Genomic DNA, 15,230 nt, shown 5'->3' with positions numbered 1-15,230 from the left:
TGACAGATGCGCTTGATGTGCAAGCGTTATCGCGGCGTCACGGCATCGCGACGTGGACAACGACCGTCAGCCATCGGAGGTCGCCCGGTCGGCCGCCATCGCGTCGATCAGACTCTGCGGCCGCAGGTCCGTCCAGTTCCGCTCCACATAATCCAGACATGCCGCCCGGGTGTCCTCACCGAACACCGTGGTCCAGCCGGCCGGGATCTCGGCGAAGGTCGGCCACAGCGAATGCTGGTTCTCGTCGTTCACCAGGACGTAGAAACGTCCGTTCTCGTCGTCGAACGGGTTGGTCATCGTGATTCCTCTCGGTTGAAGGTCGGGATCGGGGATGGATCATCTGTCGCGGCCGGCAACCTCCGCCGGAGCTCGGGGCCGATGACCTCGAGCGCCGGGGCGTTCGCGAGACCGAGATGGTCGGATTCGACGTCGACGTTCGTGATGCCGCCGCGCACGTAGGGTTCCCAGCCGCGGGCGACGGCACTCGGGTCGGCCTTGTCGCGGGTCGCGGTGAACACGAGCAGAGAACCGTCGAACGGCTCCGGACGGAAGTCGGCCACCAGGGTCTCCCCGATCGCGAAACTGTCCATCACGCCCTGCACCTGACCCGCGTCGAGCAGACCCATCGACGCGATCTGTTCACGGACGATGGCGGCGACCTCGTCGGCCGAGTCGGCGTGGACGTCGTCGTCGAGGTCGAACAGGTCGCGCCACCCGCCGAGGAAGTCTCCGACGTAGTCGCCGCCGAGCGCGACACCCGGCGGTGCGGCGCCATCGGATCCGTCCACCTGCTGCGGCGGGATCGGCGACGAATCCATGACGCCGAGGAAGGCGACCTCCTCGCCGTCGGCGCGAAGAGCGGTCGCGATCGCGTAGGCGATGTACCCGCCCAGCGACCAGCCGAGCAGGTGATACGGACCGTGCGGGGAGACCTGACGGATCTCGTCCAGATAGCGGGCGGCCATCTCCTCGACCGACCGGGCGCTCGGCTCGCCGGCCACCACGTGCGGGTCCTGCAGGCCGTAGACCGGACGGTCGCCCAGATAGGGCACGAACCCGCCGTAGAACCAGGCGAGCCCGCCCGCCGGATGGATGCAGAACAACGGGGGCTGCGACGCGGCTGCGTTCAGCGTGATCAGCACCCGACCGCCGGTGGTGGCGCCCGCGTCGATCCGCGTGGCCAACCCGCGAGGGGTGGGATCGTCGAACAACCAGCCGAGTTCGACCTCGTAGCCGTGTTCGCGCAGTCCCGCGAGCACCCGCGTCGCCGACAGTGAATTGCCGCCGAGGTCGAAGAAGCTCTGGGTGGCGCCGACCCGTTCGGTGTCGAGCACGTCGGCGAAGACCGCCGTCACCGCCACCTCTGTCTCGGTCTCCGGGTCGACGTGGTCGGCGCCCGCGTCGATGACCGGTTCGGGCAGCGCCCGCTTGTCGAGCTTGCCGACCGGCGTGAGCGGCAACGCGTCGAGGACGGTGAGGCTCGCGGGCACCATGTGCGACGGGAGGCTGCGCGCGACATGGTCGCGGACGTCGCCGAGATCGATTGCCGCATCGGCCACGATGTAGCCGGCCAGGGCGGTCGCGACCGACCCACCGACCCCGATGACCACTGCCGACTCGACGGCGGGATGAGCGGCGAGAACGGCTTCGATCTCGCCGAGTTCGATCCGCAGACCACGCAACTTCACCTGGTCGTCGGTGCGGCCCGAGTATTCGAGCACCAGCTCGCCGAGCGTGCCGCGTCGCCACCGGACCACGTCGCCCGTGCGGTACATCCGTTGTCCGGCAACGCCGTACGGATTCGCGACGAATCGGTCCGAGGTCAGACCCGGGCGGTCCAGGTAGCCGCGCGACTGCGCACCACCGGTCACATACAACTCGCCCGGCACACCCTGGGGAACGGGCCGCAGCCGGTCGTCGAGCACCTGCAGACCCACCCCGGCCAACGGCGCCCCCAACCGCACCGGCTCCCCCGCTGTCATCGGTTCGCTGATCGTGATGCCGATGGTCGTCTCGGTCGGCCCGTACAGGTTGTGGATGCGGGTGTACGGCGACCACTCGTCGACGAGCAGGCCGGGCACCGCCTCGCCACCCGCCGCAAGCGCTTCCAGATCGGGCAGCTCCGCCGGGTCGAGGGTGGTCAGCACCGTCGGCGTCAGGAACGTGTGGGTCACCCGGTGGGTTCGCATGAAGTCCTGCAATGCGGTGCCACCCACCGCATCCGACGGCCGATATGCCAGGGTTCCGCCGTTTCTGGTGGCGAGCAGATACTCCAGGACGGAGGCGTCAAAGCTCGGGGACGCAAAGCCGAGGACAACCGGCGCGTCGCCGACCCGCAACCGCCGCGTCTCCTGTTCGGCGAAGTTGGCCAGTCCGGTGTGGGTGACCGACACGCCCTTGGGTCGACCGGTCGATCCCGAGGTGTAGATCACGTAGGCCACGTTCTCGGGCCGGACCACACCGTGTCGCTCGTCGGCGGTTACGGCGTCGCGCGGCAACGAGTTCACCGCGTCGGCGACCGTGTCGTCATCGAGGCGAACCCACTCGAACCGTTCGGCCGGGAGGTCGACGTCTCCGACGGTGAGACCCAGGATTGCCCCGGAGTCCGCCACCATGTTGCGGACCCGCTCCGCGGGATAGTCCGGATCGATGGGCACGTACCCGGCGCCGGTCTTGGCCACCGCCCAGATCGCGGTCAGCAACTCCACCGACCGGCCGATCGCCAACGCCACCAACGATTCCACGCCGAGATCTCGCGAGATCAACCAGCGCGCAAGGCGATTGGACCGTTCGTCGAGTTCGGCATAGGTCAGCGACGCCCCCGTGCCGTCGACGACCGCCACCCGATCACCGCATCGTGCCGCCACGTCGACGAACATGTCGGCCAGGAGCCGCGGCGCCACGCCGTCACCACCGGACACCGGCGTCAGCTCGGCGGCCAGATCCGACGACGACAACGCGATGTCGGCGGTCACGGTGCCCGGCCGTTCGGCGACGGTCCGCAGGATCTGCACCAGAGCAGACCCGAACACCGCCACCTGTTCGGCATCGAACGCGTCCGGAAGGTACTTGAGCGTCACCGACAGTCGACCACCGTTCATGGGCGCGGTGGCCATGTTCAGCGGATAGTGGGTCGCGTCGGCCCCGTCGTAGTCGAGGATCTCCAGCCCGCCGGTGAGTGCGGCATCGGTGGTCGACAGTGATTCGGTGTCCACCGGATAGGACTCATGCACCGTCAGGGTGTCGAACAGCGGGCCGGAGCCGCCGCTGTCGGCGAGGGTCATCAGCTCGGGAAGCGACATGTGCTGGTGGTCGAGCACCGACACCTTGGACTGCTGCACCCGGGCCAGCACATCGGCGATCGGCGCATCGGGGTCGACGTCGATCACAGCCGGCAGGGTGTTGATGAACAGGCCCACCATCGATTCGACACCGTCGAGGTCGGCCGGGCGACCCGAGACCGTCTCGGCGAAGGTCACCACGCGGGTGCCCGTCAGGCGCGACAACAGCACCGCCCAGGCGAACTGCAGGACGGTGGCCACCGTGGCGCCCGTGGTGCGGCCGACGGCCTCGATCGCCGCGGTGAGGTCCGCGTCGAGTTCGAGGGTGAGGTCGCGGGGCATCGCTCCGGTCGTCGCGGTGACGCCGGGCGCCACCAGTGTCGGACCTTCCACCGGCGCGAGGACTTCTCGCCACGCCTGCACGCCGGCAGCGTGGTCGGCGATCGCGACCCTTCGCACGTGATCGGCGAAATCCGCTGTACTGCTGCCGATCTGACCGGTGTAGGTGGTCCCGGATGCATACAGCGCCAGCAGGTCGGCCAGCACCAGCGGTCCCGACCATCCATCGAGCAGGATGTGGTGGTTGGTCACCACGAGGTGGGCGGTGTCGCCGTGCCGGATCACCGCGAACCTGATGAGGGGCGGCCGGGCCAGATCGAACGGGATCCGCCGCTGCTCGTCGGCGACCGCGCGGACGCCGGCGTCCACCGACTCGCCGTCGACGATCTCGATGACCTGCCACGGTACGTCGACCGATTCCGGCACGACGCCGACCACGGCGCCGCCGGCGGTGCGTTCGAACCCGGATCGCAGTGCCCGGTGGTGGCCGAACAGTGCCTGCGCCGCGGTCCGGAGCCGTTCGAGGTCGATGACCCCGCCGAGTTCGAGAACCGCCTGCACGACATAGACGTCCACCGACGTGCCGCCGGACGCCGATGCCCGTTCGTACTCGAAGTGCAGGCCCTGCTGCAGCGGGGTGAGCGGCCAGACGTCGGCTCCCGGTGCGCGGCCGGCGATCTCGTCCAGCTCCTGCTGGGTGATGCCGGTGCCGGGCACATCCGACGGGGAGAGCCCGAGGTCGGTGCCCGAGGTCACGAGCCCGACGACCGCGGCGAGTTCGTCCTGCCACCGGCGCCCGATGTCGGCCACGTCCGCCTCGTCCAGAACCCCCTGCGCGTACAGGAGATCCGCGGTGAGGGCACGACCGTCGCCGGACGGGACGGTGCCCGCGTTGAGGGTCAGCACGTTCATGGCGGTCATCGAGCCCGACACCGTCGCCGGCAACGAGGGTGCGGTGGGGTCGACCATGAACGGAAGCACCAGTGCGTCACCGGCGCTGCGGCCGCCAGCGCCGAAGAAGTTGAAACCGATGGACGGCAACGGGCACCCGGTCAGCCGTGACTCCGCGCCCACCCGTTCCCCACCGAACCGCAGCAGACCGAAACCGATCCCCCGCTCCGGTGTGCCGAGACGTTCCTCCTTCACGGCCTTGAGGGTGTGGACGGTGTCGCCGGACGGATCGACCAGCGTCGGCGCGATCGTGGTGAACCAGCCGACGGTGCGGGAGAGGTCTGCCGACCGTGGTTCGGAACCCCGGCCGAGCAGCTCGTCGTACCGACCGTGACCTTCCACCAGCACCGAGACCGGCTCGGCGTCGGTGATGCCGCGCGAACGCTGCCAACCGCGCACTGCCCGGCCCAGGGCGGCGAGGAGGGCGTCGTTGACGTGGCCGCCGAATGCCTCCGGCACCACCGTCAGCAACGCTTCGGTGATGTGCGGGCCGATCTCGACGCGCAGGGAGGCGACATCGGAGAACCGGTCCCGATTCCGGTCGAACGGCGTTCCGAAGTCGGCGGGAGGTCGGCCCACGCGTGCAAGCCAGTGGTCGACCTCGTCGAGATGGGCCTCCGCGCGGGCGGCCATCGCCCGATGCCATGCACGTGCGCTCGTGACCTCGGGACGCACCGCCACCGGCTGACCGGAACCGAGTTGCCCCCACACGGTCACCATGTCCTCGACCAGGATCGGCCACGACACCGCATCGACCGCGAGGTGGTGGATCGCGAGAACCACTCGCGCCCTGCGCAGCCCGTTCATCCCGGCCCCGTTAACGAGCACCGCGGACACCAACGCCCCGACTGCCGGGTCGAGCTGTGCGAGTGCCGCGGCGTGCGCGTCGACGAGTGCGTCGTCGAACTCCACCGAACCGACCTCGGCATCGGTGGCCATCTCGGCCACGACGGCACCTGTTCCGACCCCGGCGACATGGCTCCAGGCACCATCGGTGAACTCGAGTCGCGCCGCGAGCATCGGATGGGCGTCGACGACCGCCGTCAGCACCTGGGTCAGATCCGCCGGCGTGAGCCCGTCCGGTGCGATCAGCACGGTGGACTGCGAGAAGTCGGCGAAGTCAGCCGGCCCGTCGGACAATTCCAGCATCCAGCCGGCCACCGGCGGGATCGCCACGGCCCCGACGCCGCCACCCGAGGCCTCGGCGAGCAACTCCGGCGACCCGTCGCCGGATGCGACGGCACGGGCCATCGCCCGAACCGTCTTGTGCTCGAACACCTCTCGCGGGGACACGGCCAGACCGGCCGCGCGGGCCGCCGACGACAACTGGATGGAGAGGATGGAATCGCCGCCCAGCGCGAAGAACGAGTCGACCACGCTGACGCGATCGACGCCGAGCACGCCGGCCACCACGGCTGCGAGCAGTTCTTCGGTCGACGAGGCGGGTGCGACGTAGTCGTCGCCCGGACCCTCGACCTCCGGTACGGGTAGCGCCTTACGATCCAGTTTCCCGTTCGCCGTCAACGGGAGCCGGTCCACACCGACGATGACGCTCGGCACCATGTAGCCCGGCACCGCCCGCGCGACGGCGTCCCTGATCTGTTGCGCATCCATTCCGGCGGCGGCATCGGAGACCACGTAGCCGACGAGTTGCTCACCGCGTCCGGCGATCTCGGTGACGTTCGCCGCGGCTGCGGTCACTCCGTCGACGGCGAGCAGCGCCGCCTCGATCTCGCCGTACTCGATGCGGAAGCCGCGCAGCTGCACCTGCGCGTCACCACGGCCGAGGTATTCGATGTCGTCGCCGACCCGCCGTGCCAGGTCGCCGGTGCGATACATCCGCGTGCCGACGGGTCCGAACGGATTGGCGACGAAACGCGTCGCGGAGAGGTCCGGCCGGCCCAGATAGCCCTGGGCCAGTTGGCCGCCGACCACATACATCTCACCGATGACGCCGGGCGGGACCGGATGCAGCCGCTCGTCGAGGATGTGGATCGCGAGGGAGTGCAGCGGCCGCCCGATCAACGATGCGTCGCCTGCGGCGACCAGCGCCGGGTCGAGCGGGCGGAAGCTGACGTGCACCGTCGTCTCGGTGATGCCGTACATGTTCACCAGTTGAGGTGTGCCGCCTGGATCGTCACCGCCGGGGTGATCGTCGTACCAGCGACGGACCTGGTCGAAGCTCAGTGCCTCGCCACCGAACACGATGTAGCGCAGCGGCAACGGCGCAGGGTTGCGCCGACGCGCGTCGATCAGCTGATAGAACGCCGACGGGGTCTGACTCAGAACGGTGACCCCCTCGTCGGCGAGCAGCTCGACGAAGGCGTCGGGGTCGCGGGCCATCGACCGGTCGACGATGACCAGCCGCGCACCGGACAGCAACGGTCCCCACATCTCCCACACGGAGAAGTCGAAGGCATACGAGTGGAACATGGTCCACACGTCGGTGTCGAGGAAGTCGAAATCGCCGGCGGCGGTGTCCATCAACGTCACGACGTCGCGGTGGGTGATCTCCACCCCCTTGGGACGGCCGGTGGAGCCGGAGGTGTAGATCACGTAGGCCCGGGAATCCGGACGCGGTGTCCGGCCCGGCGCTGAGCCGCCCTCGGCGATCAGGTCGACGACCCGCACGGCGGCCACGCCGGACGGCAGCACGCCGAACAGTTCGTGATCCTCAGTGTCCGCGTCGGTGACGACGACACCGACCGCGGCGTCGGTGACGATGTACCTCAGGCGATCGACCGGGTTGGTCGTGTCCAGCGGAAGGTAACCGGCTCCGGACTTGAGCACCCCGAGAATCGCGACCATCAGATCCGTCGACCGGGCGGTGGCCACACCGACGAGGTCCCCGACTCCGACACCACGGGTCGCGAGTGCCGCGGCGACGGCATCGGAGCGATCGTCGAGGTCACCGTAGGTCAGCGTCACACCGGCGGCGCTCACCGCTGCCGCGTCCCGGTGCGTCCGGGCGGATTCGGCGAACAGGTCGACGAGGGTGCGATCGGTGTGCGCGGCGGGCACGATCGGGGCCGGCAGGGACTCGAGGGTGGCCTGTTCGTCATCGGAGATGAGGTCCAGGTCGCCGACCGGACACGTCATGTCGTCGACGGCGCCGCCGAGGACCCGCAGGAACCGGTCGGCAAGCGCCACGATGGACGATTCATCGAACAGATCGGTGGCGTAGACGATCTGCGCGGACCATCCGGACCCGGCGTCGGCGGTGGCCACGCCGAACATCAGGTCGACCTTCGCCGGGGTCTCGGGAACCTCCACCGGCGAGATCGTCAGTCCGTCGACGGCGACCGGACCGATGCCGGTCGACAGCTCGGCCACGGCCGACTGGTTGAACGTCAACGTCACCTGGGCAAGCGGCGAGAACGCTTCGGAGCGAACCGGATCGAGGTCGTCGACGACTGTTTCGAACGGGACGTCGGCGTTCGCGAACGCAGCCAGATCGTCGGCGCGGACCCGGTCGAGCAGCTGCTCGAAGCTGTCCGACCCGTCGACCCGGGTGCGCAGCACGAGGGTGTTGACGAACATGCCGACGAGGGGATCGAGGTCGCGGTGGCCGCGACCGGCGATCGGTGTGCCGATGGCGATGTCGTCGGTCGATGACAGGCGCGCGAGCAACACCGCGAGCGCGGTGTGCACGACGATGAACGGGGTGACTCGCCGTTCGCGTGCGACGTCGATGATCCGGTCGGCGAGTTCGGCGGGGATCTCGTAGGAGACCTGGGCACCCCGGTTGCTGGCCACCGCGGGACGGGCCCGGTCGGATGGCACCTCGAGGACGTCGGGCAGTCCGGCCAGTCGGTCCCGCCAGTAGGCGAGCTGCCGGCCGACCACCGAGTCGGTGTCGCCGGTGGACCCGAGTACGTCGTGCTGCCACATCGCGAAATCGGCGAACTGCACTGCGAGCGGCGCAAAGTGCGGTGCGTCGCCCGCTGCCCGGGCCTCGTACGCGGCGACGAGGTCGGTCACCAACGGCAGCATCGACTCGCCGTCGGCGGCGATGTGGTGGGCGACGACCGCGAGAAGCGTGTCGTCGTCGGCGATCTGATGAACCCGCACGCGAAGCGGTCGCTGCCGGGTCACGTCGAATCCGGCGACGACCGCCGCCGCCATCTCCGCCTCCGAATCGACCACCGCCCAATCCAGTTCATCGTCGATCGTCTCCGGCGGACCGATCACCTGCCGGGGTGTGCCGTCGACCGCCGGGAAGGTGGTGCGCAGCACCTCGTGTCGCGCGACGACGTCGACGACCGCGGCCCGCAACGCCGCCACGTCGAGGCCACCGGACAGACGCAGCAGCACGGGCACGTTGTAGGTCGACGACGACGGGTCGAACTGGTTGATGAACCACATCCGGTTCTGCGCGAACGACAGTGGGATGTGCTCGGGCCGTGGTTGTACCGCCTGCAGTCGCGCCAGTCCCGCACCGCGCCCGCCGGCCCGCTCGGCCAGCATCCGGACCGTCGGTGCGTCGAACACGTCGCGCACCGACACGTCGACGTCGAGCAGCTCACCGACCCGGGCCGCCACCCGGATCGCCGACAACGAGTTGCCGCCGACGTCGAAGAAGCTGTCGACCACGCTGACCTGTTCTGCGCCCAGCACATCGGCGAAGACGGCGGCGATCAATTCCTCTGCCCCGCTGGCCGGCGCCACGTACTCTGCGCCGACGTCGATCACCGGCTCCGGCAACGCACGCCGGTCGAGCTTCCCGACCGGGCTGCGCGGCATCTCCTCGAGCACCGTGATGCTCGACGGCACCATGTGTGTCGGCAACCGGTGGGCGACGAAATCGCGGAGATCTGCGACCGCGACCGGCGTACTCGTCACGACATATCCGGCGAGCGCCGTGGCGACCGATCCGCCCACGCCGACCACCACGGCGGATTCGACGTCCGGATGACCGGCCAGCACTGCCTCGATCTCGCCGAGTTCGATGCGTAGGCCACGCAGCTTCACCTGATCGTCACTGCGGCCCTCGTACTCGAGGACCAGGTGCCCGTCGACGTCCCGGCGCCACCGTACGACGTCACCGGTCCGGTACATCCTCCCACCGTGGTCGAAGGGGTTCGCCACGAATCGGCCGGCGGTCAGTGCCGAACGGCCGATGTAGCCACGGCCGAGCGCGTCGCCGACGACGTAGAGCTCCCCGGGCACCCCGACCGGGACCACCCGCAGCCGCGCGTCCAGCACGACCATGCCGACACCGGGGATCACACCTCCCAGGGTCACCGGCACCCCGGGTCGCAACGGGGTGCGGCTCATCGACACGACGACGGTTGTCTCCGTCGGCCCGTACGCGTTGAAGAACGCCACCCGGTCACCCCACCGGTCGACGAGCCGCTGCGGTACGGCCTCTCCGCCCGCCGCGAGGGTGGTCAGACCCGGAACCGCGTCGGGGTCCAGGGTGGCCAACACGGTCGGGGTCAGGAAGGTATGTGTGATCTGTTGTGCACGGATGAACTCGGCGAGCTCGTCGCCGCCGAGTGCGGTGTCCGGACGGTACACGAGGGTGGCGCCCGACCCCATGGCCATCAGCCACTCGAGCACCGAGGCGTCGAAACTCGGCGACGCGAACGCCAGGACCCTCGACTCCGCGGTCACACCGAATCGGTCGATCTCGGCCACCGCGAAGTTGACCAGACCGCGGCCGGTGACGGCGACACCCTTGGGTGTGCCGGTGGAACCGGAGGTGTAGATGACATACGCCAGGGCATCGACCGACAGGCCACTGCGGAGCTCGGCGTCTCGCAGCGGCGTGGCCGACAGCGCGTCCAGTTGGCCGGCGACCTCGGGGTCGTCGAGAACCGACCACGTCACACCGTCCGGCAGCGTTCCGCGGTGGCGCGACGTGGTGAGGCCGATCGCGGCCCCGGAGTCGGTCACCATGTGGGCGATCCGATCGACCGGATATCCCGGGTCGATCGGGAGGTGCGCGGCACCGACCTTCGCGGCCGCCCAGATCGCGGTGAGCAGATCCGCCGACCGGCCGATCGCCAGGGCGATCAGCGAGTCGGTACCCACGCCCCGCGCGATGAGCCATCGTGCGAGGCGATTGGATCGTGCATCGAGTTCGCCGTAGGTCAGGGTGGTGCCGGCCGCGTCGACGACGGCCGTGCGGTCGGCGAATCGCGTCGCCGCGTCGGCGAACAGGTCGGCGAGCAACTGCGGTCGGGTACCCGGACCGCCGGTGACCGGTGACAGCCCTGCGGCCTCGTCGGCGGGCAACAGGTCCAGGTCGCCGACGAGGCGGTCGGGATGGACCGTCATCTCGTCGAGGAGCCGCAGCATCGAGTCGGCGAACCCGGTGACCGTCGACTCCTCGAACAACGAACGGGCGTAGGTGAACTCGAGTGTCATCGGCGCCTGCGCAGTTCGGTCGACCAGACTCACGGTCAGGTCGAACTTGGCCGCCTGATCCGGTAGCTCCAGGGGTCGCGCCCGCAGACCGGCCAGTTCGACGGCGCCGGCGTCCGGCGCCCCCGCGACATGCGCGAACGCGATCTGGACGAGCGGCGCGAATGCGGTGGACCGTTCCGGCGAGAGTTCCTCGATCAGATCCTCGAAAGCGACGTCGGCGTTGGCGAAGGCGTCGAGATCGCCGGTGCGCACATCCGACACGAGATCGGCGACGGTGGCATCCGGGTCGACATGGGTGCGCAGCACCAGCGTGTTGACGAACATGCCGACCAGGTCGGCGGTGGCCGCCTCGGTGCGTCCGGCGATGGGCGTGCCGATCACCACATCGTCGGTGGCGCCGAGACGGGCGATCAGCATCGCCAGCGCGGCATGCGATGTCATGAACACGGTCACGCCCTGGGTGGTGGCGAAGTGTTCGATCTGTCGGGTCAGCTCGGCACCGACCGGGATCGACACCGTGCCGGCGGTGGTGTCGAGCACGGCCGGTCGCGGACGGTCCATCGGGAGGTCTGTCACCGACGGAAGCGCCCGCAGATGTGTCCGCCAGTGCTCCATCTGCCGACCGAGCGGACTGGCCGGGTCATCGATGGTGCCGAGCGTGCGGCGTTGCCACAGGGCGTAGTCCGCGTACTGGACCACGAGGTCCGTGTCGAAAGCGGTCGTTCCGTCCACCCGCGCGCGATAGGCGGCCAGCAGATCGGCGACGAAGACCGGCGTCGACGCGCCGTCGAAGGCGATGTGGTGCACGGTCAGCACCAGATCGTGCCGGGTGGCCCCACGCGGTCGGATCCGGCCGCGGATCGGCATGTCGGTGGTGAGGTCGAAACCGGCGGTCGCCGACGCGGAGAGCGCGTCGTCGGTGTCGGCGACGGCCCAGTCGAGTTGTGCGCGTGCTCGCTCGGCACCGAGGATCACCTGGTGTGGCCCATCGGCGTCGGCCGGATAGACGGTGCGGAGCACCTCGTGACGTTCGATCACGTCATCGAGCGCCCCGGTGAGGGCGGTGATGTCCAGAGAACCGCTGAGCTCCAACGCCATCGGGATGTTGTACGCCGACGAGTCGGGATCGAAGCGGTTGATGAACCACATGCGGGACTGTGCGGTCGACAAGGGGATCCGGGACGGCCGGGGTGTCGCCGTCAACGGAACCACGGTGCGGTCCCGATCGGCCAGGGCGACAACGAGTTCACGCACCGATGGGCTGTCGAACAGATCGCGCACGGTCACGTCGACCCCGATCAGGTCGGACACCCGGGCGGCGACGCGCATCGCCGACAGCGAGTTGCCGCCGAGATCGAAGAACCCGTCGGTGACGCCGATCCGGTCGACGCCGAGCACGTCGGCGTAGATCGCGGCGACGATCTCCTCGTTCTCCGTTGACGGTGCGACGTACTCGTCGGCCTCGAACACCGGCTCCGGCAACGCCTTACGATCCAACTTCCCCGAACTGTTCAACGCGATGTCATCCAACGCCACCCACACCGACGGACGCATGTACTCCGGCAACGCCGCAGCCACCACACCACGCGCCACCGACACATCCACCGACCCCGGCGACACATACGCCACCAAATGCTGCGCCCCCGTCGGCGCCACCACCACCGCACACGCCGCATGCACCACACCCGGCACCGACGCCACCACCGTCTCGATCTCACCCAACTCGATCCGCTGCCCCCGCAACTTCACCTGAAAATCCGTACGCCCCAAATACTCGATCTCACCCGCGGCACCCCACCGCACCAAATCCCCCGTCCGATACAACCGCGACCCCGCCGCCCCGAACGGATCCGCCACAAACCGCTCCGCAGTCAACCCCGACCGCGTCGCATACCCCCGCGCCACCTGCACACCACCGACGTAGAGCTCACCCGGAACCCCCGGCGGCACCAACCGCAACCGCCCATCCAACACATACGTCCCCGTATTCCACACCGGCACACCGATCGACACCTCACCGTCGACGGTGGTCACGTCGACGTGGGTCATCTCGACGGTGGTCTCGGTCGGTCCGTAGGTGTTGAGAATCGTTGCGCTGGGCAGTAGTTCGTGGGCCCGCCGGACCAGTGCCGGCGGGAATGTCTCCCCGGAGGAGAACAACCAGCGCAGGGAGTTCAGTGCAGCCAGCCGTTCGGGCGGGACGATGTCGAGGAACACCGACAGCATGGACGGCACGAAATGCGCGGACGTGACGCCGGCCTCGGCGATCACATCGGCCAGATAGACGGGATCGGCGTGCCCGCCGGGCCGCGCGATCACGACGGTCGCGCCGGACATCAACGGTCCGAACAACTCGGGCACGGACACGTCGAAGGTGAACGGTGTCTTGAGGATCACCCGGTCGCCGATGTTCCACGGGTAGTCCGCGAGTCCCCAGCGCAGTCGGTTGAGCACCGCGCTGTGTGGCAGTACGACGCCCTTGGGTCGTCCGGTCGAGCCGGAGGTGAACAGTGTGTAGATCGCGTCATCGGGCCGCAGCGCGACCACACGTTCGGTGCCGCTGATCGGCGCCGTGTCCGGGTCGACATCGGCAGCGGTGTCCACCCGAACCACCTGCAGGTCGACGTCGTCGCACCATCGGGGTGGTTCGGTCGGGCCGAGGACCACCATGTCGACCCCAGCGGTGTCGACCATGTAGCGCACCCGATCACTCGGCGCTGCCGGATCGATCGGCACATACTGCGCACCGGCGGCGACGATCGCGTGGATCGCCACCACCATGTCCACCGACCGTTCCAGCGAGACCCCCACGGCCCCACCGGGGCCCACGCCCAGCGCGATGAGTCGGCGGGCGGTCTCGGCGACGCGGGCACCGAACTCGGCGTAGGTGACCGATCGCGTGCCGTCGATCAGTGCCACCCCGTCGGGGGTCGCCGCCACCTGGGCCGCGACCGCGTCGGCGACCGACCGATCGGCCACGTGCACGTCCGGACCGGTGGAGAAGGTCAGGACCTTCCCGCGCGTCTCGTCGGTCAGCAGATCGACGTCGCCGACGGCGGTGGCCGGGACATCGGTGAGTTCGGTCAGGATGCGGACGAACAGTTCCGTCATCCACGCGACGGTCGGCTCGTCGAACAGGTCGGTCGCATAGGTGATCGATCCGGACCATGCATGTCCGGGCGTCGCCGAACCGACCGTGATCGACAGGTCCAGCTGTGCGGGGATGTCGGCCGGTGGCAGTGCGGTCACCTCGAGCCCCGACACCGCGATGTCCGCGTCGGTGACCGACGCGCTCGGATCGAACGAGAGCATCACCTGGGCGAGCGGGGCGAACGCCTCCGACCGGACCGGATCGAGCTTCTCGACCAGCGCCTCGAACGGGACGTCGGCGTGGGCGAAGGCATCGAGATCGGTCCGTCGGACACGACCGAGCAACGAGGAGAACGCCTCTCCGGGCTCGACCCGGGTGCGCAGGACCAGCGTGTTGACGAACATGCCGACGAGCGGATCGAGGGCCGCTTGTCCGCGGCCGGCGATCGGGGTCGCGACCGCGATGTCGTCACCGGCCGACAGGCGGGCGAGCAGTGCGGCCACCGCGCCGTGTACCACCATGAACGGTGTCACGCCGTGGTCGGCGGCCACCGCGGCGACCCGTTCGCCGACATCGGCCGGGATATCGAATGTGTGTCGGGCACCTCGATGGGACGCGACGGGTGGCCGCGGCCGGTCGGCGGGCAGGACGATCGCATCCGGAAGGCCGGCGAGTTCCTCGGTCCAATAGGCCAATTGGCGGCCGACCAGGGAATCCGGATCGTCCGGGGAGCCGAGGACGCGGTGCTGCCAGATCGCGTAGTCGGCGAACTGCACATCCAACGGCCGGAACCCCGGTTGGGTGCCGGTGCTGTGTGCGACGTAGGCGGTGACCAGATCCGAGACCAGCGGCAGCATCGACTCACCGTCGGCCGCGATGTGGTGGGCGATGAGACCGAGGACGTGCTCACGCTCGTCCGTGCGCCACAACCGGACGCGCAGCGGCTGATTCGTCGTCACGTCGAACCCGGTGGCGACCGCGTCCTGCAGGTCGCCCGGAGTCTCCACGACAGCCCAGTCGAGCCCGTCGGCCACGGAGTCCGCGGATGCGATCACCTGCATCGGGACGCCGTCGACGGCCGGGAAGGTGCTGCGCAGCACTTCGTGCCGGATCACCACGTCGGTGACCGCGGCTCGCAATGCCGCGACGTCGAGCTCGCCGTGCAGTCGGAGCAACGCCGGAACGTTGTATGTCGG

At 69.3% G+C, this 15,230-nt stretch carries 2 protein-coding genes (1 of these 2 only partly in view); both read right to left on the bottom strand.

What is annotated here, in order from left to right:
* Positions 1-66: 66 nt before the first annotated feature.
* Positions 67-297 carry an MbtH family protein gene (locus V1Y59_RS00620; RefSeq protein ID WP_330432731.1) on the bottom strand — a complete coding sequence of 77 codons (231 nt, stop codon included), beginning with the start codon at positions 295-297 and terminating at the stop codon, positions 67-69.
* Positions 294-15,230 carry the 3' portion of a non-ribosomal peptide synthase/polyketide synthase gene (locus V1Y59_RS00615; RefSeq protein ID WP_330502914.1) on the bottom strand. It continues 10,017 nt past the right edge of the window, so 14,937 of the gene's 24,954 nt are visible here — the last part of the coding sequence; the start codon falls outside the window, past its right edge; its stop codon occupies positions 294-296. The genes V1Y59_RS00620 and V1Y59_RS00615 overlap by 4 nt, the downstream gene beginning before the upstream one ends.

It is taken from the genome of Gordonia prachuapensis, from assembly GCF_036350515.1.
GTDB lineage: Bacteria > Actinomycetota > Actinomycetes > Mycobacteriales > Mycobacteriaceae > Gordonia > Gordonia prachuapensis.
Note: the sequence above shows the minus strand (reverse complement) of the source record. Positions and strands in the feature narration are given on the sequence as shown.